The following is a 26,155-nucleotide window of genomic DNA, read 5'->3' as shown; positions in this document are numbered from 1 at the left end:
AGGTGACTGTCAAGGGCGGGCCCGGGGCGTGAGACGGGGCCCGCGGGCCCCGCCCGCCCGGACGATCAGAGGACCCCGGCGCCCAGCAGTCCGAACAGCAACAACCCGATGATGATCCGGTAGATCACGAACGCGTTGAAGGAATGCTTCGCCACGAACCTCAGCAGCCACGCGATCGAGGCGTACGCCACCAGGAAGGACACTGCCGTCCCCACGGCCAGCGGGAGGGCGCCGGTGCCCGTACCCAGGGCGTCCTTCAGTTCGTAGAGGCCTGCGCCGGTGAGGGCCGGGATACCGAGGAAGAAGGAGAGGCGGGTGGCGGCTACGCGGTCGAGGTCGAGGATCAGGGCGGTGGACATGGTGGCGCCGGAGCGGGAGAAGCCGGGGAAGAGCAGGGCCAGGATCTGTGAACCGCCCACCAGCATCGTGTCCTTGAACGCGGTGTCGTCCTCGCCTCGCTTGTGCCGGCCCATCTGGTCCGCCGCCCACATCACCCCGCTGCCGACGATCAGGGAGCCCGCTACCACCCAGAGCGAGGCGAGCGGGCCTTCGATGAGCGGTTTGGCGGCCAGGCCGACGGCCACGATCGGGATCGTCGCGCAGATCACCCACCAGGCGAACCTGTAGTCGTGGTGGTAGCGCTCGCCGGGGTCCCGCAGGCCCCGGAACCAGGCGGAGACGATCCGCACGATGTCCTTGAAGAAGTAGACGAGCACCGCGGCGATGGCACCGACCTGGATGACGGCGGAGAAGCCGACGACGGCGTTGTCGTCGACGGGGATGCCCATGAGCCCCTCGGTGATCTTGAGATGGCCGGTGGAGGAGACGGGGAGGAACTCGGTCACCCCCTCGACGGCTCCGAGGACGACGGCCTGACCGACGGAGATGGCGCTCATGGGATCCAGTTCTGGTGGGCGGGCGTGCGGACGACTGCCGCGGCACGGGCGGGCAGCCGTACGTCGGCCGCGGCGGAGCCAGTCCTACTACGCCCAGGTGTGACGCCGAGGACTACGCCCAGAGGGCCTCGGCCACCGAAACGCCCGCAAACGCCGCACCGAGTCCCGCGACCACGCTCGCGATCACGTTGGCGGCGGCGTAGAGACGGGCCCCGTCCTCGGTCAGCCGCAGGGTCTCGAACGAGAACGTCGAGTACGTGGTGAGCGCTCCGCACAGGCCGGTGCCGAGCAGCAGCTGGAGGTGCGAGGAGGCCGCTCCGGCCACGGCAGCGCCGGTGAGAGTGCCCAGAATCAGACAGCCGACGACGTTCACCGTGAAGGTGCCCCAGGGGAAGACCGTGTCGTGGCGGGACTGCACCGCGCGGTCGGTGAGATAGCGCAGCGGCGCACCGACCATGCCGCCGACGATCACCAGCACCCAGTTCACAACGGCTTCTTACCTTTCCCGCCCGTGTCACCGGGTTCACCGGCGGGCTCCTCCCGGCCGACGTAACGGATCACCTCGCAGCTGTCGAGGATCACCATCCCCTCCCCCACCAGCTCGTCGAGCTCCGGCAGGAAGGCTCGTACGCGCTCCTCCGTGTCCACGATGACGACCGCCACCGGCAGGTCCTCGCTCAGCGACAGCAGCCGCGTGGTGTGGATCAGCGAGGACGCGCCGAAGCCCTCGATGCCCCGGAACACGCTCGCTCCGGCGAGTCCCGCCGCGCGAGCGCGGTGCACGATCTGCGAGTACAGCGGCTTGCGGTGCCGGGTGTCGTTCTCGCCGATGAAGACGGTCACCCGCAGGGCCTTGCCCGTCAGCCTCGTCATCGCCGCCTCCATGTCCGTGGCGTTCATCGGCGCCGCCGCCACGCCAGGACCCGCCGCACGGCCGTCACCGCGAGCCAGACCGCCGCGAGCGCCGCCACCAGGGTCGCGGCGAGGTAGGCGAGGCCGGTGCGGGGATGGCCCGTGTCGACCAGTCTCTGGATGTCGACGGCGTACGTCGAGAAGGTGGTGAAGCCGCCGAGCACTCCGGTGCCGAAGAACGGTCGTACCAGCCGGTGGGCCGCCCACACCTCGGTGATCACGACCATGAAGACGCCGATCACGAAACATCCGACGACGTTGACCCAGAACGTGGTCCACGGGAAGCCGCCCGTGTGCGTGGGCCACAGGAGCGAGGCCCCGTAGCGCGCCGAGGCGCCGATCGCGCCGCCCACCGAGACCGCCACCACGGCCGGCCCCTGCCCCCGCCAGACCGAGGGCCGCCGGGCGGGCGCGCGGAGTTCCGCCGGTTCGTCCACCGTGTCGGAATGGGGGGTGGTCATGGGCGTACGTCTCCTGGTCGTGGCAGGAGATCAGGCTAAACCCCGGCTGGTCAGGACGCGCCCGACGCCTGCTTCTCGACGGACTCGAACCGGGCCGCCATCGCGGCCTGGAGTGCCTGGGCCGCCGACAGCGGGCGGACCATGACGGTGAGCTCGTCGACGTGGCCGTCCTCGTCGAAGTGCAGGATGTCGCAGCCCTGGAGTGCGCGGTCGCCCACCCGTGCCTCGAAGACGAGGACGACGTCCCGGCCGTCCGGGTTCTCGATCTCGCGGATGTAGTGGAAGTCCTCGAAGACCTCGATGACCGCGCCCAGGATCGCCGCGGTGATCGGCTTTCCGGCGTACGGCTTGAACACCACGGGGCTGGTGAACACGACGTCCTCGGCGAGCAGGCCGACGACGGCCGCGTGGTCGCCGTCCTCCACCGCCTTGCGGAAGGGATTCATCTGCCACCTCTTAGGTAACTAATTGATTAGCCACTTTGGACAGTAGTGGCCGCTGGTGGCATTGCGCAACGCCGGGGTAGGTACGTATGCATCACCGACCCCGGAGGTGCTGTCGTGTACTACCCGCTGACCGTCCGTGACTTCCTCGACCGTGCGGCCCACGTCTATCCGGACCGCGTCGCCGTCGTCGACGAACCGGAGCAGCCGGGGCCGAGCCTCGGCGAACCCACCTACCGGGAGCTGGCGGCACTCGCCCGCGCCCAGGCCGCCAAGCTCGACCAACTGGACGTACCCGTGGGCGGCAGGGTCGCGGTGATCTCGCAGAACTCGGCGCGGCTGCTCACCTCGTTCTTCGGCGTCTCCGGCTGGGGGCGCGTCCTGGTGCCGGTGAACTTCCGGCTGACCCAGCCGGAGATCGACTACATCGTCCGGCACTCCGGCGCCTCGGTCGTCTACGCGGACGCGTCCTGCGCGGACGTGCTCGACACGCTCGACGTCAAGCACAAGTTCGTCCTCGGCGACGACGAGGACCTCTTCCTGCGCGACACGGAACCGCGGGACTGGGCCGCACCGGACGAGAGCGCGACGGCCAGCGTCAACTACACGTCCGGAACGACCGCCCGCCCCAAGGGAGTTCAGCTCACGCACCGCAATCTGTGGCTCAACTCGACCGTGTTCGGGCTGCACACCACGATCAGCGACCGTGACGTCTACCTGCACACGCTCCCGATGTTCCACGCGAACGGCTGGGGCATGCCGTACGGCGTCACGGGCGTCGGCGGCCGGCACATCGTGCTCCGTCAGATCGACGGCGCCGAGATCCTGCGGCGCGTCGAGCGGCACGGCGTCACCCTGATGTGCGCGGCGCCCGCCGTCCTGAACGCCGTGCTCGACGCGGCCGCCGACTGGGAGGGCGAGATCCCCGGCCGCGACCGGGTCCGTATCGTCTGCGCGGGCGCGCCGCCACCGACCCGCACGATCGAGCGGGTGATGGGCGAGCTGGGCTGGGAGTTCATCCAGATCTACGGGCTGACCGAGACCTCACCGCTCGTCACGGTCAACCGCGGGCGCGAGGAGTGGGACGACCTGGAGCCCACCGATCGTGCGCGGCGGCTCGGGCGGGCGGGGGTGCCCGCGCTCGGCGTACGCGTCGATGTGGACGTCGACGGTGAGGTGCTGACCGCGTCGAACCACAACCTGGACGGCTACTGGGACCAGCCCGAGGAGACCGCGAAGGCGCAGGCGGGCGGCTGGTTCCACACCGGGGACGGCGGATACCTCGACGACAAGGGCTACTTGGTGATCTCCGACCGCAAGAAGGACGTCATCATCTCGGGCGGCGAGAACGTCTCGTCGATCGAGGTGGAGGACGTGATCACCTCGCATCAGGCCGTACGCGAGGTCGCGGTCATCGGGATCCCGGACGCCAAGTGGGGTGAGTTGGTGACCGCGCTCGTCGTGACGGACGGATCGGGCGTCACCGCCGAGGAGTTGATCGCGCACTGCCGTACACGGCTGGCCGGTTTCAAGACGCCCAAGCGGGTCGACTTCGTGGAGTCGCTGCCGCGCACGGCGACGGGGAAGCTGCAGAAGTTCAAGCTGCGGGAGCCGTTCTGGCGGGAGTGAGGCCGCGAGCGGTGAGGGGGTGGTGGAAGCGGGACCGCTTCCACCACCCCCTCACCACGACTTCAGACCGTCACCGGTGGCTGAACCACGCCATCGCCGGCAGCGCCCTGTCGTCGTAGCCGAACAGGGCCTGGTTCTCCCAGCCGTTGCCGGAGGAGGGGTCGGTCGGGTCCCAGCCGTTGCCGGTGACCGCGGTCCAGGTGGACTCCCAGTAGAAGATGCCGAGGCCGCGACCGTTCGGTACGGCCTCCACGATGCTCGCCACGTCCTTCATCCACTGCGTCTGACCGGCCGTGGAGGCCGGGTAGCCGGACACCAGCTCGCTGCTGAGGTCGATGATGTTCTCGTGCGAGTCCTTGCTGTCGAGGCGGAAGGGGTAGGCCGTCTCGGCGAGGTACACCGGCTTGCCGTAGCGGGTCGCCGCGTCGTCCAGGGTCGTCTGGAAGTCGGCGAGCGTGCCGTGCCAGTAGCCGTAGTAGGACAGCCCGATGACGTCGAACTTCACGCCGTTGGAGACCGCGCTGTCGAACCACCAGCGGGTGCCCGCCAGATCGCCGCCCTTGGCGAGGTGCAGGGCCACGGTCGTGCCGGAGTTGACCGCCTTGACCGCGTCGTAGCCGGAGTTGAGCAGCCCGGCGAGCTGCGACCAGTTCGAGGTGGAACCCTCGTTCCAGAGCATGCCGCCGTTGATCTCGTTGCCGACCTGCACCATGTCGGCCGTGGTGCCCTGCGCCTTCAGCGCGTTCAGCACGTCGTACGTGTGGTTGTAGACGTCGGTCTTCAGCTGGCTGTACGAGTGTCCGGCCCAGGCGGCGGGCTTGGACTGCGCGCCCGGGTCGGCCCAGGTGTCCGAGTAGTGGAAGTCGACGAGGAGCTTCATGCCCTGCGCCTTGACCCGCTTGGCCGTCGCCAGCACGCGTGTCTTGTTGTTGTAGCCGTCGGCGGGGTTCACCCACACCTTGAGGCGGGCGTAGTTCTGCCCGGCGGACTTGAGGATGGCGAGCGCGTCACCGGTCGCGCCTGAGCTGTACTTGTAGACGCCGCCCTTGGCCTCGCTCTTGGCGAGCGACGACACGTCGGAGCCCTTGATGGGCAGGCCCGCCGTGCCGGAGGTGAAGGTCAGGTCGTCGACGTTGATCCAGTTGCCCGCCTTCGCATCGGAGTTGATGCTGATCGTGCACTGGTTGTTCGTCACGGCGACGGGGGTGACGATCCGTATCCAGCCGCTGGACGAGACCGGGATGTCGGTGCGCTGTTCCGCACCGCCGCAGTTCTTCAGTGCGAGGTAGGCGGAGTTCTGGCCGCCGCCCGAGCGCACCCAGGCGGTGAGCTTGTAGTTGCCGTTGGTGAGGCCCGAGAGGTACTGGTACGTCTCCACCTTGTAGGCCGAGGCCGAGTAGTGCGTCAGGCGGTAGCTGCCGCCGTGGCCGCCTGCCTCCGTGAAGGAGGCCGCGGTCTGGCCTCCCGCGGAGTAGGTCGACCAGCCGGTCGGGGTCGTGGTGCCTGTGCCGTTCGACTCGAAGCCCGCGTTGGTGAGAGTGCTTGCGGCGTGGGCGCTCTGCGCGGGCAGGGCGGTGAGGGCCAGGCCGGCTGCCAGCGGTAGCAGCAGGGCCCTGAGTGTGCGTCTGGGATGGAACATCGTCGTCCGTCGTCCCTTCGACGTGATGATGTGGATGTTTGCCCCGGAGGGGGCTGAGGGGGGGGTGGGCGTGGGGTTCTTCGCCCCCCGCCGCCCCTACCCGTTCCCGTCCCTTCTGGGGGCTCCGCCCCCAGACCCCCGCTATCGGCCTGAACGGCCTCGTCCTCAAACGCCGGACGGGCTGAGTGTGTCGGCCCGGGCTGCGAACTCTTCAGCCCCTCCGGCGTTTGAGGAGCGGGGGTTCGGGGGCTGGCCCCCGAGTAGTGACGGGAATGGGTAGGGGCGGCGGGGGCGAAAACAATGGGCCGATCAATCGTCGAGGCGCACAACCCGGACGCCCCCCGCGGGCACCGCGAGCCGCCCCGCCGCCCGTTCACCGGTGAGCAGCTCAGTACCGTGCGCCTCCAGCGCAACCTTCGCATCGACACCGGAGTGGTTGATCACGAACAGGAACGCCCCCGACTCCCCCACCCGTCGCACCACTTCGACATCCCGAGGCAGATCGGCACGGGGCGCGATCCGCGCGTCATCGGCGGCCCGGCCGACAAGCGCGTCGAGCCCCTGGGCTCCGAGCCGCGTGGACACGTACCAGGCGGACCCCTCACCGAGCCGGTGACGGGTGACGGCCGGATGCCCCTCGGTGAGTCCGTCGGCGTACGTCCAGACGGTCTCGGCACCGCGCGGCACGACGAACTCGGTCCAGACGTCCCCGGCGAGTTCGGATCCGTCGGGTCCGGTGATGCGGACCTGGTCGCCGGCGAGCAGCGGCGAGAACTCCTCGACGGTCAGGCCGAGTACGTCCCGCAGCGGGCCGGGGTAGGGGCCGTCGTGCACGGCGTCGTGCTCGTCGACGATGCCGGAGAAGTACGAGACGACGAGGGTGCCGCCGTTCTCGACGTACTCCGTGAGGTTCTGTCCGGCGGCCTCGGTCATCAGGTAGAGGGCCGGTACGACGACAAGAGGATAGGCCGACAAGTCGGCTTCGGGGTGGGCGAAGTCGACGGTGAGGTGGCGGTCGTAGAGGGCTTCGTAGAAGGCGTCGGCGCGCTCGCGCGGGTCGTGGTCCTCGCTGGGGCGCCACTGGAGGTTCTGCGCCCACCAGGAGTGCCAGTCCCACAGGACGGCGGCGTCGGCCTGGGTGCGGGTGCCGCGGATCGTACTCAACGAGTCGACGGACGCGCCGAGTTCGACGACCTCGCGCCACACGCGCGAGTCCGTGCCCGCGTGCGGCAGCATCGCCGAGTGGAACTTCTCCGCGCCGCGCCGTGACTGCCGCCACTGGAAGAACATCGCGCCGTCGGAGCCGCGGGCCACATGGGCGAGGGAGTTGCGGGCCATCTGGCCGGGAGCCTTGGCGGGGTTGCGGGTCTGCCAGTTGACGCCCGAGGTGGAGTGTTCGAGCAGCAGCCAGGGGGCGCCGCCGGCGACGGAGCGGGTGAGGTCGGCGGCCATCGCGAGGTTCACATGCGTACGGCGGCCGTCGGTGATCAGGTAGTGGTCGTTGGTGACGAGGTCGACCTCGCGACCCCAGGCCCAGTAGTCGACGGAGTCGCACTGGCTGAGGGCGGTCATGAAGTTGGTGGTGACGGGGATGCCGGGCGCGAGGCGGTGCAGGATGTCCCGCTCGGCTACGAAGTTCTCGCGCATCGTGTCGTCGGCGAACCGCTTGTAGTCGAGCGCCTGGGCCGGGTTGCCGACCGTCGGGGTCGCCCGGGGCGGGTTGATCTGGTCGAGGTCCGCGTACCGCTGGCCCCAGAAGGCCGTGCCCCAGGCCTCGTTTACGGCGTCGACCGTGCCGTACGTCCTGGCGAGCCAGCGGCGGAAGTGGGCGGCGCAGCTCTCGCAGTAGCAGGCCGAGACGGGGACGCCGTATTCGTTGTGGACGTGCCACATGGCGAGCGCGGGGTGCTCGGCGTACCGGGTGGCGAGCGTGGTGGTGATGTCCGCGGCGGCCGAGCGGTAGTGAGTGTTGCTGTGGCAGATGGCGCCGCGCGAGCCGAACTCGTAGCGGGTGCCGTCGGCGGCCACGGGCAGGGCTTCGGGGTGCTCGCGGTAGAACCAGGCGGGCGGCGCCACCGTCGGCGTACCGAGGTCGGCGCGTATCCCGTTCTCGTGGAGCAGGTCGAGGAGCCGGTCGAGCCAGCCGAAGTCGTGGTTCCCGGGCTCTGGCTCCAGCAGCGCCCAGGAGAAGATCCCGACGCTGACCATCGTGACGCCGGCCTCGCGCATCAGCCGGACGTCCTCGGGCCAGACGGTTTCCGGCCACTGCTCGGGGTTGTAGTCCCCACCGAAGGCGAGCCTCGAGAGGCCCTTGGGGGTGGTCTCCGGCATGGATTGTCTCCCGGTCGATCGATCATTTGGGAACGTGCACACACAGCGCCAGCGGCGCGGGGCCAACATAACCGCACAGCAACAACCATTGACAAGTGTCCTGGATGTTTCTCTACTGTGAACGCTCACAGAAGCAGCACGGGCGAGCCGGAGGGGCGAGCCGGTGTCGAGGGCGCGAGCGCGCGGAGGCCCGAAGGGCTGAGCACGGTCGTGCTCTCGACACCGGCTGAAGCGCCCCGGAGGCGAGCCGCACAGGAAAAAAGGGGCAGGCCTCCGCAGCAGGCGGAGACCACGGTCAGGGAGATAGATCCATGCCACACACGAAGCTGCGTCGCCTCGTGACCATCTCGGTCGCCGTCACGCTCGGCGCCACCGCACTTGCCGCCTGCGGCTCCTCGGACGACAACGACAGCGAGGCCGACTCGGGCCCGGTCTCGCTGACGTACTGGTCCTGGACACCGGGCATGGACAAGGTCGCCGACCTGTGGAACAAGGGCCAGGGCAAGAAGGACCGGATCACGGTCACGGTCAAGAAGCAGGCGTCCGGCGACACGCTGGTCACCAAGATCCTCACCGCGCACAAGGCCAAGAAGGCCCCGGACCTGGTCCAGGCCGAGTACCAGGCCCTGCCGACGCTGGTCAGCAATGACGCGCTCGCCGACATAGCCGGCGACGTCGACGGCGTGAAGGACAAGTTCGCCGACGGCGTCTGGCAGCAGACGACGCTGGGCTCGGACGCGGTGTACGCGATCCCGCAGGACTCCGGGCCGATGATGTTCTACTACCGCCAGGACCTGTTCAAGAAGTACGGCCTCGAAGTCCCGCAGACCTGGGACCAGTTCGCCGAGACGGCCCGCGCGCTGAAGAAGAAGTCGCCGGAGACGGACCTGACCACCTTCTCCGCCAACGACTCCGGTCTCTTCGCGGGTCTCGCCCAGCAGGCGGGCGCCAAGTGGTGGACGACAGAGGGCCAGAAGTGGAAGGTCGGCATCGACGACGCGGCGACGCAGAAGGTCGCCGACTTCTGGGGCGGCCTCGTCAAGGAGGGCGCGATCGACAACCAGCCGATGTACACCCCGGCCTGGAACAAGGCGCTCAACACCGGCAAGCAGATCGCCTGGGTCAGCGCGGTCTGGGCACCCGGCACCCTGACCACCGCCGCCCCCGACACCAAGGGCAAGTGGGCGATGGCTCCGCTGCCGCAGTGGTCGCAGGGCGACAGCGTCACGGGGAGCTGGGGCGGTTCGTCCACGGCCGTCACCACGGACTCCAAGCACAAGTCCGCCGCCGCGAAGTTCGCCGCCTGGCTGAACACGGACCCGAAGGCGCTGACCGCGCTCGCGAAGGAAGGCGGCATCTACCCGGCCGCCACGACCGCGCAGACCAGTGACGCGTTCACCGAGCCGCCGGCCTTCTTCTCGAACCAGACGGACTTCTACACCCAGGCCGCCGACATCGCGAAGACCACGGCTCCCTCCGCGTGGGGCCCGAACGTGAACGTCGCGTACACCACGTTCAACGACGCGTTCGGTTCCGCCGCCAAGAACAAGTCGGACTTCGGCGCCGCCCTGAAGACGATGCAGGGCGAGACCGTCGCCGACCTCAAGAAGCAGGGCTTCGAGGTCGCGGAGTGACGAGCGCACGCCGGAAGTCGTACGGGGTCAAGGGGGCCCCGTATGCCTTCCTCCTCCCCGCGACGATCCTGTTCGCCCTCTTCTTCGCGCTGCCCATCGGCTACGCGGTGTGGCTCAGCCTGCACAAGGTCCAGGTCAAGGGCCTCGGCCTGGGCGCGGGCGCCCGCGAGGAGGTCTGGGCGGGCCTGGAGAACTACACCGACTCCCTCACCGACTCCCAGCTGCTCGACGGAGCCGTGCGCGTGCTCGGCTACGGCGCCATCGTGGTGCCGGTGATGCTCGGGCTCGCGCTGCTCTTCGCGCTGATGCTCGACACCGACCGGGTCCGCCTCGCGCCGGTCACCCGGCTCGCGATCTTCCTCCCGTACGCCATTCCGGGTGTCGTCGCGGCGATGCTGTGGGGCTTTCTGTACCTGCCGGACGTCAGCCCCTTCTACTTCGTCCTCGACAAACTGGGCATGCCGCAGCCTGACCTGCTGGACGGCGGGCCGCTGTATCTCGCGCTGTCCAACATCGCGGTGTGGGGCGGCACCGGCTTCAACATGATCGTCATCTACACCGCGCTGCAGTCCATCCCGGCCGAGGTGTACGAGGCGGCGAAGCTGGACGGGGCCACCCCGCTGCAGATCGCGGTCAGGATCAAGATCCCGATGGTGGCGCCCTCGCTGGTGCTGACCTTCTTCTTCTCGATCATCGCGACGCTCCAGGTGTTCAGCGAGCCGACCACCCTCAAACCCCTGACCAACTCCGTGTCGACGACCTGGAGTCCGCTGATGAAGGTGTACCAGGACGCCTTCCGCAAGGGCGACATCCACTCGGCGGCGGCGACCGCGGTGATCATCGCCGTCGTCACGCTGGTCCTGTCCTTCGGCTTCCTGCGGGCCGCGAACTCCCGTAACAAGCAGGAGGCAGCACAGTGAGTTCTCTTGCCGTCCGCAAGGCGTCCGCGGCCGCCGGCACGACGCCCGGCACCGCCCAGGGGCCGCCGCTGCGCCGCCGGATCGCCTTCGTCCCGACGGTGACGCTGCTGATCGGCGCGATCTACTGTCTGCTGCCGGTGGCCTGGGTGGTGATCGCGGCGACCAAGTCGGGCAGCGAACTGTTCTCGACGTTCACGTTCCTGCCGGGCACAGGCTTCACCGACAACGTCACGGACCTCAACGCCTACCGCGACGGCGTGTACTGGAAGTGGATGGGCAACTCCGCCCTCTACGCGGGCCTGGGCGCCCTCCTGTCGACCGTCGTCTCCGCGTTCAGCGGCTACGCCCTCGCGATCTACCGGTTCCGCGGCCGCGAGACCATCTTCAACATCCTGATGGCGGGCGTGCTGATGCCGCCGGTGATCCTCGCGATCCCGCAGTATCTGCTCATGGCCAAGGCCGACCTCACGGACTCGTACGCGTCCGTCCTGCTGCCGCTCGTCCTGTCGCCGTACGGCGTGTACCTCGCGCGGATCTACGCCGCCGCGGCCGTGCCGGGCGATGTCGTCGAGGCGGGGCGGATGGACGGGGCGAGCGAGCTGCGGATCTTCACACGCATCGCGCTGCCGATGATGGTGCCCGGACTGGTGACGGTGTTCCTCTTCCAGTTCGTGGCCGTGTGGAACAACTTCCTGCTGCCGTACATCATGCTCAGCGACGACGAGAAGTTCCCGATCACCCTCGGTCTGTTCACCCTGCTCGAACAGGGATCCAACACCCCGGCCCTCTACACACTGGTGATCACCGGCGCGCTGCTCGCGGTCATTCCGCTCATCGCCCTGTTCCTGGTCATCCAGCGGTTCTGGAGCCTCGATCTGCTGTCGGGAGCCGTAAAGTCGTGACCATGAGCCAATCGGGGGGCCGGCGCAAACCGCCGACGATTCACGATGTCGCGCGCGAGGCGGGAGTCTCACGAGGGACCGTCTCGCGCGTGCTCAACGGCGGGCACTACGTGAGCCCCACGGCCCAGGAGGCGGTCAACGCCGCCATCCGCAGGACGGGTTACGTCGTCAACCGGCACGCCCGCTCACTGATCACCGGACGCTCGGACTCGATCGGCTTCCTGCTCACGGAGCCGCAGGAGAAGTTCTTCGAGGACCCCAACTTCAACGTCCTGCTGCGGGGTTGTACGCAGGCACTGGCGGCGCACGACATCCCGCTGTTGCTGATGCTGGCGGGCACCGAGGACGAGCGGCGCCGGATCACCCGGTACATCACGGCGGGTCATGTCGACGGGGTGCTGCTGGTCTCCAGCCACTCCGGCGATCCGGTCGCCGAGCAGCTGCGCGAGGCGGGGGTGCCGCTGGTGATGTGCGGCAAGCCCATCGGCGTCGGCTCCAAGGTGAGTTACGTGGCCGCGGACGACCGGGACGGTGCCCGTGACATGGTGCGCCATCTGGTGTCGCTCGGCCGTCGCCGTATCGGCGTGGTGACCGGTCCCCTGGACACGCCCGGCGGTGTGGAGCGGCTCGCGGGTTACCGGGAGGTGCTCGCCGAGTCGGGCATCGACTTCGACGAACGGCTCGTCGTGTCCGGTGACTACAGCCGGGCCAGCGGCGAGGCGGGCGCGGAACGGCTTCTGGGCCAGTGCCCGGACGTGGACGCGGTGTTCGTAGCGTCCGACCTGATGGCTCAGGGCGTACTCACCTCACTGGAACGGGCCGGGCGCCGCGTCCCGGAGGACGTCTCGGTGGGCGGCTTCGACGACTCCTCGGCCGCCCTGGCCGCCCGCCCCCAGCTGACGACCATCCGGCAGCCCTACGACCGGATCAGCGCCGAGATGGTGCGGGTGCTGCTCGCCCAGATCGGCGGAGAGGATCCGGCGGCGGTGATCCTGCCGACGGAACTGGTGAAGCGTCAGTCCACCTGAGACCGGCGCCTCATGCCGCTTTCAGGGGTGGGCCCAGCAGCAGGTGCACGCCCTCCGCCGACAGCGTCACGGCCTCGGGTGAGCCGGGGTCGATGACGAGCGTCAGGCCGCGCACGGGCCAGTGGGCCGGAATCATGCCCAGCGGTACGAGGTGGTAGCACTGGACGTCCGGCAGGGCCTGCGCCATACGCTCCTCGGACGTGAAGACGAGGACGGCCCGGCCGATGACCGGCAGGATCAGTTTCCGCGTCTCCGTGTCCGAGGCCGGCACCAGCACCTCGGTGCCGGCCAGCCGCGTCCGCGCGTCGCCGTCCAGGCCGTTGTGGGCCAGGACGCTCAGCGCGCGCAGGATCACATCGGACGCGTCCGACGCCTCTGACGCGTCTTCGGAGATTGTCGTTTCGTGAAGTGAGCCGTTCATGAGGGTTCCGCTCGTGAGTCGCGGGCGGGACCATCCCTTGCCCGTCCGCGTCGAGTGTTCTTCGCATACCCCCGCCCCGCACTCTCATGCGAGACCCGTATGGGTGTCCTGTACACTGAGTGACTGCGAAGGGGAGTAGTTCTGCGAACCGGTCGTCGACACACTGGAGCCCTCGGGTTCCCGGTGGCCGGGCCCGCGTGATCACACGGGTGGACGAGACCTTCGGCCAGGCATTGATGTGCCCGCGAGTCCTTGCGGCGCACCCGTCATGCCGGGCCGATCGGTTCTCCCGTCGCCCGAGTCGAGGGCGCTTCGCGAAGATCCGGGGGCCCGGTCCCCACAGAAAGCCACCCGGAATGCATCTCGACCCTCTGGCGATCCTCACCGCCTTCGGGCTGATCTTCCTCGCCGAGCTGCCGGACAAGACGATGTTCGCGTCGCTGGCCATGGGCACCCGTATGCGACCGCTGTACGTGTGGTTCGGTACGTCCACCGCGTTCGTCGTGCACGTCGCGATCGCCGTCGGCGCCGGAAGCCTCATCGGTCTGCTGCCAGACTGGACGGTCAAGTCGGTCTCGGCCGCGCTCTTCGCGTTCGGCGCCTTCATGCTGCTGCGCAGCGGAGGGGACGACGAGGAGGACACCGGAGGCCGGACCGTCACCGGCTTCTGGCCCGTCTACACGACCGCCTTCATGGCCGTCTTCATCAGCGAGTGGGGCGATCTGACGCAGATCACGACCGCCAACCTGGCGGCCACCAACGGCGTCGCGTCCGTGGCCGTCGGATCCGCGGCCGCCCTCATGTCGGTCTCCGCGCTCGCGCTGCTGGCCGGGCGGTTCATCGCCAAGCGCGTACCGCTGAAGACCGTGCAGCGCATCGGCGGGCTGTGCATGCTCGGGCTCGCCGTCTGGTCGGTCGTGGAGATCTTCACCGGCTGACGAGCCGCGCTCCGGGGCGGCCGGTCAGGAACGGACCGGCCGGATCCTGACCGGTCAGGAACGGAGAAGCGTGCTCCCGCCCCTCGGCCATAGCGTGATTCCACCGGAGAGAAACCGGTCCGAACCGGTGACGACCGCCGGTGGAAGTCACGACAGCGGAGGAGCCCGTCATGTCCGAAGGCCTCAGGACCATCACCTATCCCGTCAAGGACCTCGCCCGCGCCAAGGCCCTGTTCGGCTCGCTGCTGGGGGTGGAGCCGTACGTGGACGAGGCGTACTACGTGGGCTTCCGGGCCCCCGGCGGGCCGGAGGTCGGGCTCGACCCCAACGGTCACGCGAGGGGCCTGACGGCGCCCCTCCCCTACTGGCACGTCGCCGACATCAAGGCGAGCCTGGCCGGTCTCGTCGACGCGGGCGCCGAAGTCGTCCAGGACATCCAGGACGTCGGGGGCGGCACGCTGATCGCCTCCGTGAAGGACGCGGACGGCAACGACGTCGGTCTCATCCAGGAGGCGTCCTGAGCAGGGCGGGCAACCCCGTAGCAAGGTGAGCAACTCCATGCAACTGCACTAGTTGCATGGTAAACAATGGCCGTATTCTCTGTTACCGTGCGGATATGGCAGCAGAGAAGGTCGCTCCCCGGCTGGAGGACCAGTGGCGGGACATCCTGTCGGTGCACGCGCGCACCATGTGCGAGATCGACCGCGAGCTCCATCCGCACGGCCTCGGCGCCAGCGACTTCGAGGTGCTCGACATCCTCGCGTCGACCACGACGACCACGGGCCCCGACTCCGACTCGGTTACGAGCACGGGCTCGGGCCCGGTCGAGCAGTGCCGGGTGCAGAACATCGCCGACCGCGTCCATCTGAGCCAGAGCGCCCTCTCCCGCCTCATCGGCCGCCTGGAGAAGGAGGGCCTGGTGGAGCGGAGCGTCTGTCAGGAGGACCGCCGCGGGGTCTGGGTGGCCCTCACCGGCAAGGGCCGCGACCTGCACACCGAGGTACGTCCGCTGCAGCGCGCCGTCCTCGCCCGCATGCTGGCCAAGGGCTGAGCCGCCCCGGCAGGAGCCGAGTCACCCGGCGACCGCTGAGCCACCCCGCAAGAGCCGAGTCCTCCGCCGGCGGCTGAGTCATCCCGCCGGGCGGAGCAGGTCCCGTACGGCCTCGAACGCCGCCGCGACCGTCGCCGGGTCGGCGCCCGGCCGCGCCAGCGCGCTCATCGGGATCGGTGTGACCGACGGCAGTCCGTCGTACGGGCTCAGTCCGTCCGGCGCGGGCCCGACCGCGGCGAGGAGCGCCACGCCCACGCCCGTGCGTGCCACGTCGAGGACCCCCGCGAGATAGCCGGCGTCGCCGACCACCGTGGCCGCGACGCCGTGCGCGGCGAGAGTCGCGATGGCCCGGCGGCGGATCGCGCACGGGTCCTCGATGGCCACCAGCGGCACCGGGGCGGGCGCGGGCGGCGGCGCCCAGCCGGGAGTGGCGTGCCAGGTCAGCGGGAGGCCGCCGACCGGGGTCCCTTCGGTGGCCGCCGCCTCCGTCACGTACACCGCGACGTCCACGCTGCCGCGCTCCACGGCCTCGACGAGCCGTGCCGAGCGGTCGATGCGAAAGCGCACCCGGCAGCCGGGCCGCACCTCCTGGACGGCCGCGGTCAGCCTGGGCAGGAACTGGTCGGCGGCGTGCTCGGTGGACCCGATGGTGACGGTGTCGCCCTCGGTGTCGAGCAGCACCCGCACGGCCTCGTCGTGGACGGCGAGAATGCGGCGGGCCTGCTCCACGAGGAGCCGCCCCTCCGGGGTGAACCGGGTGCCCCGCCCCTCACGTTCGACGACCGGGCTCCCCAGCGTCTTCTCCAGCCTGCGCACATGCTGACTGACCGCGGACTGGCTGAGGGCGAGGGAGTGGGCGGCGCGGTGGAAGCCGCCGCAGTCGGCTATCGCGGTCAGGCTGCGCAGGGCCACGATGTCCAGGACAGGTTGGGGCATACGGCGACCGTAGCCCGTCGCCGTCATCGATCGCGATAGCCGATCGATTTCGATGCGGAATCGTCGTTGGACGGAATCCGCCCCGGCCGGTCATGATGAACCCATGGTTCCCACGACCGCTTCCGCTGCCCTTCTGACGCAGCGCCGAGTCATCGACTTCGGCGTGGCGTGCAGCGCGCGCTGTCGTTGATTCCCCGCCGGTCACCGGCGTTCCCGCTCGGCCTCCACTGATCGTGTCTCCCCTGTCCTGACACGTGTCGGCACGCTGCCGCGCCTCCCTCTCGCTCCTGCGGTCCTCCTTTCCCCCTGCCCTGAACAAGGGAGTTGCTTCCTCATGCCCTCCTCGCTGCCCACCTCCTGGGACGAACCCGAAGGCCTCGCCGCCCGCGGCACGCTGATCGTGCTGGCCGGCCGGGGCGAGCACGGTGGTGTGTACGAGCGGTTCGGCCGCCGTCTCGCCTTCGACGCCTATCGCGTACGTGCCCTCGGTGACCCGGTCACCGATCCGTCCGCGCTCGACGAGGCGGCCAAGCTCCTCGCCGACGAGTCCCTGCCCGGCCCGAAGGTGCTGGTCGGCTCGGACACGGGTGCCCTGTACGCCGCCCGGCTCGCCGCCGAGCAGACCCCGGGGATCGACGCGCTGATCCTGGCCGGCCTGCCCACCGCCCCCTGGGCGTCCGGGAGTTGGGAGGCCGAGGTCGAGGCACGCACCGCCTGCCCCACCCACCAGGCACGCCTCACGAACGACCCGGGCTTCCGGCGCGGGGCACTGGACACGGCCCCTGAGCTGCCCGAGCCGAGCCTGGATCTCGTACGGGTTCCCGTGCTGGCCCTGCACGGCGCCGAGGACGCCGTCAGTCCACTCGCCGACGCGCTCAGCGCCTACGAGGGGCACCCCGACGTACGGACCGTGACCTTCAACGGCGGCCGGCACGACGTGCTCAACGACGCGCTGCACCGCACCGCCGCCGCCACGGTCGTGCTCTTCCTGGAACGGCTGCGCCTCTCCCCCGAGCTGCCCGCGATAGCGGAGGGCCTCGCATGAGCGCCCGGGTGACGACAACGGTCGCGGAACTGCGCGAACTGATCGACTCCGGGCAGCCGCCCGTCCTGCTCGACGTGCGCTGGGCACTGGGCGACCCGCACGGCCGGGACCACTACGAGGCCGCTCACATCCCGGGAGCGGTGTACGTCGACCTGGACCGCGAACTGGCCGGTCCGCCGAGCCCGGAGGACGGCCGCCATCCGCTGCCGGACCTCGCGGATCTGCAGGTGGCTGCACGGAGTTGGGGCCTCAAGGAGGGGAGACCGGTCGTCGTGTACGACGACCTGGGCAACACGGCAGCGGCCCGCGCCTGGTGGCTGCTGCGCTGGGCCGGAGTTCCGGAAGTGACCCTGCTGGACGGGGCGTTGGGCGCATGGCGGGCGGCGGGGCTGCCGTTGGAGTCCGCTCCGGCCGCAACAGAGCCGGCTGCGAATGCGCCGGATCCGGAGCCGGGCGACGTCGTCCTCAGGCCGGGCGGACTGCCGGTGACGGACGCGGACGGGGCGGCCCAACTGGCAGTAAACGGGCTGTTGTTGGACGCCCGTGCCGGGGAGCGCTATCGCGGTGAGCAGGAGCCGGTCGACCCTCGCGCGGGCCACATCCCGGGCGCGGTCTCCGCCCCGACCGGCGAGAACCTCGCCGCCGACGGGACGTTCCTGCCGCCCGAGGAGCTGCGCAAGCGGTTCGAGGACCGCGGTGCCGGTGAAGCGGCCGTGATCGGCGTGTACTGCGGGTCCGGTGTCACCGCGGCCCACCAGATCGCCGCCCTCGCGATCGCCGGGTTCGACGCGACGCTCTTCCCCGGCTCCTGGTCGGCCTGGTCCGCCGATCCCGCCCGCCCAGCCGCGACCGGTTCCCTGCCGTCCTGATGCGCACCGAGCAGTCCCGAACCGCCTTCGGCCGTCCCGAGAGGAAGACCGCCATGCCGACGAAACAGATCGGGGTGACAGCCCCCGTACTGGAGAAGCCCGAACCGCCCGCCGAGCCCTCACCCGCCCGCGTCACCATCCGCGGTACGGCACATCTCCCCCGCCGCCGCCTGTCCGTCCCCCGTTCCGTACGCCGGGCCGCCGGGCCGGTCGGGCTCGTGGTCCTGTGGTTCCTGGGCTCCGTCACCGGTGTGCTCCCGGAGTCCGTGCTCGCGTCGCCCGTGGACGTCGTACGCCAGGCCGTCGAGCTGACGAAGACCGGCGAACTGCCGGACGCCATCGCCGCGTCCGGGCGCCGGGCGGCGACCGGATTCCTCATCGGAGGAACGGTCGCGCTGTCGCTGTCCCTGCTCGCCGGGCTGTTCCGGCTCGGCGAGGACGTCATCGACTCCTCGATGGGCATGTTCCGGGCGATCCCGTGGGTCGGTCTGATCCCGCTGTTCATCGTCTGGTTCGGCATCGAGGAGACCCCGAAGATCGCGCTGGTGGCCCTCGGCGTGACCTACCCGCTGTACTTCAACATCTACGGCGGCATCCGCTCCACCGACTCCCAACTCGTCGAGGCCGCACGGATGATGGGGCTCGGCAGGCTCGGTCTCATCCGGTACGTCATCCTGCCGAGCGCGCTGCCCGGTGCCCTCGTGGGACTCCGGTACGCCCTCTCCACCGCCTGGCTCGCCCTCGTCTTCGCCGAGCAGATCAACGCCGACGCCGGGCTCGGCTATCTGATGAGCAACGCCCAGCAGTACTTCCGTACGGACGTCATCGTGCTGTGCCTCGCCGTGTACGCACTGCTCGGCCTGGCCTGCGACTTCGCCGTACGAGTCCTCTCGCGCCGCCTGTTGAGCTGGCGTGCCTCCTTCGACGGCGAGGCGTGACCATGACCACGAACACCGTGAAGTCCCGGCCGGCGCCCGCGACCGCGACGACAGCGGCGAACAGTGTCGAGATCCGGGGGCTGTCCCGCGCTTTCGACGGCAACACCGTGCTGCACGAGCTCGATCTCGACATCCGTGAGGGCGAGTTCGTGGCTCTGCTCGGCCACAGCGGGTGCGGCAAGTCGACCCTGCTGCGCATCCTGGCCGGGCTCGACGACGAGATCGGCGGCGAGGTGACCGTGCCCGCCCGGCGCAGCGCCGCGTTCCAGTCGCCGCGGCTGCTGCCCTGGCTGAAGGTGTGGCGCAATGTCGTCCTCGGGCTGCCGGGCCGGCCCGACCGGGCGCTGGCCGACAAGGCGCTGGACGAGGTCGGGATCGCCGAGCGGGCCACCGTCTGGCCCAAGACGCTCTCCGGTGGTCAGGCACAGCGCGTCTCGCTTGCCCGTGCCCTGGTCCGTGAGCCCGAACTCCTGCTCCTGGACGAGCCGTTCGGGGCACTGGACGCGCTGACCCGCGGCAAGGTGCAGCAGCTCGTCGCCGAGCTGTGGGAGCGGCACGGCTGCGCGATCCTCCTGGTCACGCACGACGTGGAGGAGGCGCTGCTGCTCGCCGACCGCGTCCTGGTGATGGACGAGGGGCGCATCGCCCACGAGGTGACCGTCGAGCTGCCCCGCCCCCGCGATCTGACCGCCCCCGAGTTCGTCACGCTCCGCGCCCGCCTGCTCGGCTGGCTCGGCGTCACCCACACCGGCACCTCCGACGTCCCCAACTCCCGTACCCCCGAAGGGAACCCCTCGTGAAGCGCACCATCTTCCGTACGCTCGCCGCCGCTCTCGGTCTGAGCGCCCTGCTGACGGTGACGGGCTGTGGAGGGGACTCCGCCGCGGACACGGCGGGCGGCTCCTCGGACGTCACGCTCACCATCGGCGACCAGGCCAAGACCCTCCAGACGATCCTCGCCGGCTCCGGTGCCCTCAAGGGGGCCGACTACAAGGTGAAGTGGGCCGAGTTCGAGGGCGCGGCCCCGCTCTTCCAGGCCGTGCAGGCGGGCGCAGCCGACACGACGTACTCCGCGGACCTGCCCGCGCTGCAGGCGCTCAGCGGCGGGGTGAAGTTCAAGAACGTCGCCGCGCTGAAGAACGACGGGCACCACACCGGAATCGTCGTCCGCAAGAACTCGGACGTGAAGAGCGTCAAGGACCTCAAGGGCAAGAAGGTCGTGGTGTCCTCCGCGAAGGGCAGCATCGCCGAGTACCTGCTCGCCAACGTGCTTCAGCAGAACGGCCTCAAGTACTCCGACGTGAAGGTGCAGTACCTGCTGCCGACCGACGCGCAGGCCGCCTTCTCCTCGGGGAAGATCGAGGTCTGGGCGACCTTCGGGGTCTACCAGGCGGTCGGCCTCCAGCAGGGCGGCAGGCTGCTCGTCGACGGCGCCGACGGACGGATCAGCGGCTACGGGTTCATCGGGGCTTCCGAGAAGACCCTCGCGGACAAGGCTAAGAAGGCCGCGCTCGGCGACTTCCTGAAGCGGCTCGGTACGGCCCTTAAGTGGACCAGCACCCACCAGGACGCGTACGCCGACGCCATCGTCGAGCGCAACGGCGCCGACCCCGCGATCGCGAAGACCCTCGCCTCGGCCGCGTACAGCAAGGTGCTGCCGGTCACGCCCGAGGTGAACGGGACCGTCCAGGACGTGGCCGACCTGATGCACGGCATCGGTGTCCTCGACCCGAACGTCGACGTGGCGAAGTCCGCCGACGCCTCCGTCCTCAAGTAGCGGCCCTCGAGCAGCAGCTCTCAAACAGCAGGCCTCAAGCAGCGACGGAAGCGCTCTCACGTCGCTTGCCAAGCAAAGGAGTTCACCATGCCTGTCGAGTTCATCAGCGCCGTGCACACCGACTCCGGGGCGTCCGGTCCGGCCGCGGCGAGCCGTACGGGTCTCGATGTCGACCATCTGCGCAGGTACGCCCGGGCGTTGGACGACGGAGGTTTCGACCACACCCTGGTCGCCTACCACTCGGCCTCGCCGGACGCCTTCCAGATCGCCCAGTTCGTGGCCACGCACACCGAGCGGGTGCGTCCGATCCTGGCGCACCGGCCGGGCGTGATCTTCCCGACCCATGCGGCCCGGGCTCTCGCGACCCTCGACCGGATCAGCGACGGCCGGCTGACCGTGCACATCATCTCCGGCGGCAGTGACGAGGAGCAGCACCGCGAGGGCGACTACCTCGACAAGAGGGAGCGGTACGAGCGCTCTGACGAGTACATCCAGATCCTGCGGAAGGTGTGGCAGGCCGACGGACCCGTGTCGCACGAGGGCACGTACTTCAAGTTCGAGGGCTACTACTCCGACGTGAAGCCGGTGAACGGCCTGGTCCCGATCTCGGTCGGCGGGTCATCCCAGGACGCGTACCGCGTGGGCGGACAGCAGGGTGACATCTTCGGGCTGTGGGGCGAGCCGCTGAAGGAGACGGCCGAGCAGATCGCCGCCGTGAACGCGGTCGCGGACGCCGCCGGGCGCCCCCGTCCCCGTATCTGGGTGTCGTTCCGCCCGATCATCGCGCCCACCGACGAGCTGGCCTGGGAGAAGGCGCACCGCACCCTGGGCGTGCTGAAGGACCAGGCGCAGAACACCGAGCTGCTGCGCCACTACAAGACGAGCGGCCGCCCCGCCAACGTCGGTTCGCAGCGGCTGCTCGACATCGCTGAACGGGGCGAGGTGCACGACCGCTGCCTGTGGACGGCCCCGGCGGTCGCCACCAACGCGGCCGGTGCCTCGACCGCACTGGTCGGCTCCCCCGAGACGGTCGCGAAGGCACTGCTCGACTACGTGGACATCGGCTGCGACCTGCTGTCGATGCGCGGCTACGACCCGCTCAACGACGCGATCGACTATGCCCGTTACGTCCTGCCGCTGGTCCGGCAGGAACTGGCGCACCGCGCCGCGGCGGACCGGGCCGCCTGACTCTTCACGCACCCACGCGCGCTCTCGCCCCTCCTCCCCTCCCTCTCCTCCGTCCGTCCTCCGTCCTCGTCTGAATCGATTCCTCTCATGGAGACTCCGTGTTCCGTCGTACCCTGCTCACGTCCACCGCCGCGCTCGCGCTGCTGCTGCCGCTCGCCACGGCCTGCGGAGGCGACGCGGAGGCCGAGTCCTCCTCCGGCCTCTCCTCCGTGACGCTGGCCGTCGGCGCCACGGGCTGGAAGAACGAAGAGGCCGTCCTCAAGTTCGCCCACCTCGACGACACCCCGTACAAGGTGAAGTGGAGCCTGTTCCAGGGCGGTGACCAGCAGCTCCAGGCCGTCCGGGCCGGAGCGCTCGACCTGGCCTCCTCCAGCGAGATCCCGCCGATCTTCGCGGCAGCCGACGGCAGCCCGAACTTCAAGGTCGTCGCCGTGCAACGCGGCACGACCCTCAACCAGGAGGTCATCGTCCCCAAGGGCTCCAAGGTGACGGACATCGCGGGCCTGAAGGGCAAGAAGGTCGGCTACGTCCAGAACACCACCGCCCACTACTTCCTGTACGAGCTGCTGCAGCGGGCGGGCCTGAAGTGGTCGGACATCGACGCCAAGCCGCTCCTGCCCAACGACGGGCTCGCCGCCCTGAACGGCGGCGGCATCGACGCCTTCGCCTCCTACGGCACGTCGGTCATCACCGCCCACCAGCAGGGCGCCGTCACGGTCGGCTCGGGCAAGGACGTACTGTCCGGCAACTTCCTCTGGTCGGCCCGCGACAACGTCCTGAAGAGCGCCGGCCGGCGGGCCGCCGCGGCCGATCTGATCGCCCGGATCACCAAGGCGTACGCGTACATCCGTGACGGCCGCGAGCACGAGTTCGCGAAGGTCGTCGCCAAGGCCACCCACCAGCCCGTGGCCCAGGCGGAGAAGGACTTCCGCGACGCGCAGGCGCAGCGACCGACCCAGGCCAGGACGGTCGGCGACGACACCATCGCCTCGCAGCAGAAGGTCGCCGACGCCTTCACCGAACTGGGCGCCCTCAAGGGGAAGCTGGACGTGAAGTCCTTCTGGAGCCGCGCACTCGACACCGATCTGGAGAAGGCCCTGTGACCGTGAACCCCCCGGTGAGCCCGGACGTGAGCCCGGATGTGAACCCGGCCCTGACCGCGCGCCTCGCCGAACTCGCCGTGGGATACGACCGGTCGGGCGCCTTTCCCGCCCGGTCGATCCAGGTCGTGCACGAGGCCGGGCTGCTCACCGCGACCGTCGGGGAGCGGTACGGCGGCCGGGGCGCCCGGGTGGAGGAGACCGCGCGCATCCTGCACACACTCGGCCGGGGCGATCCGTCCGTGGCCCTGATCACGGCGATGACCCTCAACACCCACGCCCGCGAGGCCGTACGACCGACGTGGCCCGAGGAGCTGTACGCGCGCGTGCTCAAGGAGTCCGAGCAGCGGCCGGTTCTCGTCAACCACGCGCGCGTGGAGCCCGAACTGGGTTCCCCCGCGCGGGGCGGACTGCCCGCAACCGTCGCCCGGCGCACCGCGGACGGCTGGTCGGTCAGCGGGCGCAAGCGGTTCGTGACGGGCGCGGAGGGGCTGGACTGGTTCCTGGTGTGGGCGACCACCGATGAGCCGGAGCCGCGCGTGGGCACCTTCCTGGTGCCCGGCGCCTCGCCCGGCATCGAGATCACCGACCGCTGGGACCAGTTGGGGCTACGGGCGAGCGGCAGCCACGACGTGACGTTCCGGGACGTGGAGGTCCCGTACGAGCATGTCGTCGGACTCGGCCCGCACGGTCCCGCGAGCGAGCAGGACAACCGGGCGGGCGCCTCCCTCCACCTCCCGCTCGCCGCCCTGTATGTGGGGGTCGCGCGTGCGGCGCAGGCCTTCTTCCACACCTTCGCGCACGCGCGCGTGCCCGCCAATCTGGGTCACCCGGTGGCCCGGACCGAGCGCTTCCGGCGGACGGCCGGGGAGATCGAGATGCTCCTCGCCACCGCCGAGCAACTGCTCTTCGACGGGGCCGCGCGGGTCGATGCCGAGGACCCGGCCTACCCGCCGGAGCAGGCCCTCGGCGCGCGTGTACTCGCCGACCGGCACGCGGTACGGGCCGTCGAGCTGGCCGTGCGGCTGCTCGGCAATCCGGGCCTGGCCCGCGGCAATCCTCTGGAGCGGCACTTCCGTGACATCCAGTGCGCGCCCGTGCACGCGCCCCAGGAGGACATCTCCCTGCTCGCCATCGGAACGAAGGCACTCGACCTGTGACCGCTCCCGCGACGACCGCTCTTGAGTCCACGAAGGCCGCTGAGCTGCTCGGGCTGCTGGCCCGTGACCTGGCACCCGACCGGCTGGCCACCGATCCGCGCACGGTGGCCGCGCACGCCACCGACCGTTCCGGCGCCCGGTCCGACGGCAGTCCCCTCGTTGTCGTCCACGCCCGGCGCACCGAGGACGTGACGGTCACCCTCCGGCACGCGCATGCCCTGGGTGTGCCAGTCGTGCCGCGCGGCGCGGGCACCGGTCTGTCGGGTGGCGCGACCGCGGGCGAGGGCGTACTGGTCCTCGACCTGTCCGGCATGAACCGGATCCTCGAACTGTCGGCGGACGACCAGCTCGCGGTCGTCGAACCGGGTGTGATCACCGCCGAGTTGGACCGTGCGGCCGGCGCCCACGGCCTGCGGTACGCGCCGGACCCCGCGAGCGCCGCCCTGTCCACGATCGGCGGGAACATCGCGACCAACGCGGGCGGTCTGCGCTGCGCCAAGTACGGCGTGACGCGGGACAGTGTGCTCGGTCTGGAGGCGGTGCTCGCGGACGGCACGGCGATCAGGACCGGCCGCCGTACGGTGAAGGGCGTCACCGGCTACGACCTGACCGCCCTGCTCACCGGCTCCGAGGGCACCCTCGCGGTGATCACCTCGGCGACGCTGCGGCTGCGGCCCGTCCCCGTGGCGACGGCCACGCTCGCCGCGTACTTCCCGTCCTTCGAGGCCGCGGCCGAGGCGTCGTACGCGATCGGCCGGGCCGGGATCGAACCGGCGCTCGCGGAGCTGGTCGACGGGCCCGTGCTGCACGCCATCGACCCCGAACTGCGGGAGCGGGGCGCGGCGTTGCTGGTCGTCCAGTGCGACGGGGCGGGGGCGGCCGTGGAGGCGGCGGTGGTCGCGCGACTGCTCACGCCTCTCGCGACGACCGTCGAGGTGACCGACGATCCCGCCGAGGCCGAGTCGCTGCTCGCCGCGCGCCGGCTGGCCCTGCCCGCTCTCGAACGGCTGGGCCGGCCGCTGATCGAGGACATCGCGGTACCGCGCTCGCGGCTCGCGGAGGCGGCTCGTTCGATCCGTGCCGTTTCCGAACGCCATGGCGTCCCGATTTTCACCATCGCGCACGCTGCCGACGGGAATCTGCATCCGATCATCGTCGTGGATCCGGCTCTGGACCGGCTCCCGGATGCCGCGTGGGAGGCGGCGGGTGAGATCTTCGCGCTGGCGTTGCGGCTGGGGGGCACGCTCACGGGGGAGCACGGCGTGGGTGTTCTGAAGCGGCAGTGGGTCGCGGAGGAGTTGGGCCCTGCGGCGCACGCGTTGCAGCGGCGGCTCAAGGAGGCGTTCGATCCTCGGGGGATCCTCAACCCCGGCAAGAGCCTCTGAGCACCGGCCGCTCCCTGTTCTCTGTCGGGTGCGGGTTGTGTGTGGCTGGTCGCGCAGTTCCCCGCGCCCCTGAAGACAAAAGCCGAGAACGAACGAGGGGCGCGGGAGCCAAAGGCATCCCGCGCCCCAGAACGCGCCCCGCTCAGGCCTGAGGTCGAGCCAACAGCGCGCGCACACCCTGCGAGCTGAGTGTCAGCCCATGCGGAGCACTCGCGTCGATGCTCAGCGAGACCTCACTGGTGGGCCACTGCGCGGCAAGCGCACCGAGCGGCACCAGGCGGTAGCGCGAAACCGACGGCAGCAGCTCTGCCATCCGCACCTCCGAGGTGAACACCGGAACCAGCGGGTCTCCGCCCGGCTGCTCGATCACGGGCAGGGCGACGACGGAGGGATCACCGGCCGCCTCGTCATCGGCGTCGTCCGGCACCGGGACCAGCACGTCACTGCCGGCCAGGGTGTCCAGGGCATCGCCGTCCTCGGCGTTCTCGGCCAGCACGGTAAGCGCTCGCTCAGCCTCCGCCGTGACGTTGTCGTTCGAGGAAATCTCCATGG

General features: G+C 70.2%; 27 protein-coding genes. 17 read left to right on the top strand and 10 right to left on the bottom strand.

Going from position 1 to position 26,155, the window contains the following annotated elements; all coding sequences use genetic code 11:
* Positions 1 to 65: 65 nt before the first annotated feature.
* The 5 genes from QF035_RS47980 to QF035_RS47960 all read right to left on the bottom strand — a co-directional run bounded on the left by QF035_RS47980 (position 66) and on the right by QF035_RS47960 (position 2,715).
* Positions 66 to 896 (bottom strand): undecaprenyl-diphosphate phosphatase, encoded by an 831-nt coding sequence (locus QF035_RS47980; RefSeq protein WP_307528573.1) that lies wholly within the window; start codon positions 894 to 896, stop codon positions 66 to 68.
* Between the two features lie 112 nt (positions 897 to 1,008).
* On the bottom strand, positions 1,009 to 1,383 hold the full coding sequence (gene crcB, locus QF035_RS47975) for a fluoride efflux transporter CrcB (protein ID WP_307528571.1): 375 nt from the start codon (positions 1,381 to 1,383) through the stop codon (positions 1,009 to 1,011).
* Positions 1,380 to 1,769, bottom strand: a complete 390-nt coding sequence (locus tag QF035_RS47970) for a DUF190 domain-containing protein (RefSeq protein WP_307528569.1) — start codon at positions 1,767 to 1,769, stop codon at positions 1,380 to 1,382. The genes crcB (QF035_RS47975) and QF035_RS47970 overlap by 4 nt, the downstream gene beginning before the upstream one ends.
* Positions 1,770 to 1,792: 23 nt before the next feature.
* Complete coding sequence (gene crcB / locus QF035_RS47965) at positions 1,793 to 2,269, bottom strand: fluoride efflux transporter CrcB (RefSeq protein WP_307528567.1); 477 nt, start codon at positions 2,267 to 2,269, stop codon at positions 1,793 to 1,795.
* Between the two features lie 50 nt (positions 2,270 to 2,319).
* Complete coding sequence (locus tag QF035_RS47960; protein WP_307528565.1) at positions 2,320 to 2,715, bottom strand: nuclear transport factor 2 family protein; 396 nt, start codon at positions 2,713 to 2,715, stop codon at positions 2,320 to 2,322.
* A 114-nt stretch (positions 2,716 to 2,829) separates the two neighbouring features.
* On the opposite strand from QF035_RS47960, the gene QF035_RS47955 reads away from it, so the two are divergent.
* Complete coding sequence (locus QF035_RS47955) at positions 2,830 to 4,341, top strand: AMP-binding protein (protein ID WP_307528563.1); 1,512 nt, start codon at positions 2,830 to 2,832, stop codon at positions 4,339 to 4,341.
* 70 nt (positions 4,342 to 4,411) lie between these two features.
* Here the strand turns inward: QF035_RS47955 and QF035_RS47950 are convergent, their stop codons facing one another.
* Both QF035_RS47950 and QF035_RS47945 read right to left on the bottom strand, forming a co-directional pair.
* Positions 4,412 to 5,980 (bottom strand): glycoside hydrolase family 53 protein, encoded by a 1,569-nt coding sequence (locus tag QF035_RS47950; protein WP_307528561.1) that lies wholly within the window; start codon positions 5,978 to 5,980, stop codon positions 4,412 to 4,414.
* Positions 5,981 to 6,289: 309 nt separating this feature from the next.
* The gene (locus tag QF035_RS47945) at positions 6,290 to 8,311 is read right to left on the bottom strand and encodes a beta-galactosidase (RefSeq protein WP_307528560.1); all 2,022 of its coding nucleotides are present in this window, start codon (positions 8,309 to 8,311) and stop codon (positions 6,290 to 6,292) included.
* Positions 8,312 to 8,622: 311 nt separating this feature from the next.
* Here QF035_RS47945 and QF035_RS47940 point away from each other — a divergent pair, with 311 nt between their 5' ends.
* The 4 genes from QF035_RS47940 to QF035_RS47925 are packed head-to-tail and all read left to right on the top strand — an operon-like array spanning position 8,623 to position 12,795.
* Positions 8,623 to 9,945, top strand: a complete 1,323-nt coding sequence (locus QF035_RS47940; RefSeq protein WP_307528558.1) for an ABC transporter substrate-binding protein — start codon at positions 8,623 to 8,625, stop codon at positions 9,943 to 9,945.
* Positions 9,942 to 10,865, top strand: a complete 924-nt coding sequence (locus QF035_RS47935) for a carbohydrate ABC transporter permease (protein ID WP_307528555.1) — start codon at positions 9,942 to 9,944, stop codon at positions 10,863 to 10,865. Before QF035_RS47940 ends, QF035_RS47935 begins: the two co-directional genes overlap by 4 nt.
* Entirely contained in the window at positions 10,862 to 11,767 is a 906-nt protein-coding gene (locus QF035_RS47930) for a carbohydrate ABC transporter permease (RefSeq protein WP_307528553.1), read from the top strand. Before QF035_RS47935 ends, QF035_RS47930 begins: the two co-directional genes overlap by 4 nt.
* Positions 11,764 to 12,795, top strand: a complete 1,032-nt coding sequence (locus QF035_RS47925; RefSeq protein ID WP_307528551.1) for a LacI family DNA-binding transcriptional regulator — start codon at positions 11,764 to 11,766, stop codon at positions 12,793 to 12,795. The genes QF035_RS47930 and QF035_RS47925 overlap by 4 nt, the downstream gene beginning before the upstream one ends.
* A gap of 10 nt (positions 12,796 to 12,805) precedes the next feature.
* Here QF035_RS47925 and QF035_RS47920 read toward each other — a convergent pair whose 3' ends face one another.
* Positions 12,806 to 13,216 (bottom strand): SseB family protein, encoded by a 411-nt coding sequence (locus QF035_RS47920; protein WP_307528549.1) that lies wholly within the window; start codon positions 13,214 to 13,216, stop codon positions 12,806 to 12,808.
* A 356-nt stretch (positions 13,217 to 13,572) separates the two neighbouring features.
* Here QF035_RS47920 and QF035_RS47915 point away from each other — a divergent pair, with 356 nt between their 5' ends.
* The 3 genes from QF035_RS47915 (at position 13,573) to QF035_RS47905 (ending at position 15,205) form a co-directional block, all read left to right on the top strand.
* Entirely contained in the window at positions 13,573 to 14,154 is a 582-nt protein-coding gene (locus tag QF035_RS47915; protein ID WP_307528547.1) for a TMEM165/GDT1 family protein, read from the top strand.
* A gap of 170 nt (positions 14,155 to 14,324) precedes the next feature.
* Positions 14,325 to 14,675 carry a VOC family protein gene (locus QF035_RS47910; protein ID WP_307528546.1) on the top strand — a complete coding sequence of 117 codons (351 nt, stop codon included), beginning with the start codon at positions 14,325 to 14,327 and terminating at the stop codon, positions 14,673 to 14,675.
* Positions 14,676 to 14,770: 95 nt separating this feature from the next.
* On the top strand, positions 14,771 to 15,205 hold the full coding sequence (locus QF035_RS47905) for a MarR family winged helix-turn-helix transcriptional regulator (protein WP_307528544.1): 435 nt from the start codon (positions 14,771 to 14,773) through the stop codon (positions 15,203 to 15,205).
* A gap of 78 nt (positions 15,206 to 15,283) precedes the next feature.
* Here the strand turns inward: QF035_RS47905 and QF035_RS47900 are convergent, their stop codons facing one another.
* On the bottom strand, positions 15,284 to 16,141 hold the full coding sequence (locus QF035_RS47900) for a LysR family transcriptional regulator (RefSeq protein WP_269651301.1): 858 nt from the start codon (positions 16,139 to 16,141) through the stop codon (positions 15,284 to 15,286).
* 334 nt (positions 16,142 to 16,475) lie between these two features.
* On the opposite strand from QF035_RS47900, the gene QF035_RS47895 reads away from it, so the two are divergent.
* The 9 genes from QF035_RS47895 (at position 16,476) to QF035_RS47855 (ending at position 25,603) form a co-directional block, all read left to right on the top strand.
* Positions 16,476 to 17,186 carry a lysophospholipase gene (locus tag QF035_RS47895; RefSeq protein ID WP_307528541.1) on the top strand — a complete coding sequence of 237 codons (711 nt, stop codon included), beginning with the start codon at positions 16,476 to 16,478 and terminating at the stop codon, positions 17,184 to 17,186.
* Positions 17,183 to 18,055, top strand: a complete 873-nt coding sequence (locus QF035_RS47890; protein ID WP_307528539.1) for a sulfurtransferase — start codon at positions 17,183 to 17,185, stop codon at positions 18,053 to 18,055. Before QF035_RS47895 ends, QF035_RS47890 begins: the two co-directional genes overlap by 4 nt.
* Positions 18,056 to 18,108: 53 nt before the next feature.
* Positions 18,109 to 18,993: an ABC transporter permease gene (locus tag QF035_RS47885; protein ID WP_307528537.1), complete on the top strand. Its 885-nt coding sequence runs from the start codon at positions 18,109 to 18,111 to the stop codon at positions 18,991 to 18,993.
* Between the two features lie 2 nt (positions 18,994 to 18,995).
* Positions 18,996 to 19,793, top strand: coding sequence for an ABC transporter ATP-binding protein (locus tag QF035_RS47880; protein ID WP_307528535.1), 798 nt, complete (start codon positions 18,996 to 18,998; stop codon positions 19,791 to 19,793).
* Positions 19,790 to 20,770, top strand: a complete 981-nt coding sequence (locus QF035_RS47875; RefSeq protein ID WP_307528533.1) for an ABC transporter substrate-binding protein — start codon at positions 19,790 to 19,792, stop codon at positions 20,768 to 20,770. Before QF035_RS47880 ends, QF035_RS47875 begins: the two co-directional genes overlap by 4 nt.
* An 87-nt stretch (positions 20,771 to 20,857) precedes the next feature.
* A complete protein-coding gene (locus tag QF035_RS47870; RefSeq protein ID WP_307528531.1) occupies positions 20,858 to 21,958 on the top strand; it encodes an LLM class flavin-dependent oxidoreductase in 1,101 nt (366 codons plus the stop codon).
* Positions 21,959 to 22,056: 98 nt separating this feature from the next.
* Positions 22,057 to 23,061, top strand: a complete 1,005-nt coding sequence (locus QF035_RS47865; protein ID WP_307528529.1) for an ABC transporter substrate-binding protein — start codon at positions 22,057 to 22,059, stop codon at positions 23,059 to 23,061.
* Complete coding sequence (locus QF035_RS47860; protein WP_307528528.1) at positions 23,058 to 24,218, top strand: acyl-CoA dehydrogenase family protein; 1,161 nt, start codon at positions 23,058 to 23,060, stop codon at positions 24,216 to 24,218. Before QF035_RS47865 ends, QF035_RS47860 begins: the two co-directional genes overlap by 4 nt.
* Entirely contained in the window at positions 24,215 to 25,603 is a 1,389-nt protein-coding gene (locus QF035_RS47855) for an FAD-binding oxidoreductase (protein ID WP_373466843.1), read from the top strand. The genes QF035_RS47860 and QF035_RS47855 overlap by 4 nt, the downstream gene beginning before the upstream one ends.
* A 142-nt stretch (positions 25,604 to 25,745) precedes the next feature.
* Here QF035_RS47855 and QF035_RS47850 read toward each other — a convergent pair whose 3' ends face one another.
* Positions 25,746 to 26,153: an SseB family protein gene (locus tag QF035_RS47850; RefSeq protein WP_307528527.1), complete on the bottom strand. Its 408-nt coding sequence runs from the start codon at positions 26,151 to 26,153 to the stop codon at positions 25,746 to 25,748.
* Positions 26,154 to 26,155: the final 2 nt, after the last annotated feature.

Origin of the sequence: Streptomyces umbrinus (assembly GCF_030817415.1) — a bacterium.
In the GTDB taxonomy this organism is placed as follows: Bacteria; Actinomycetota; Actinomycetes; order Streptomycetales; family Streptomycetaceae; genus Streptomyces; species Streptomyces umbrinus_A.
Note: the sequence above shows the minus strand (reverse complement) of the source record. Positions and strands in the feature narration are given on the sequence as shown.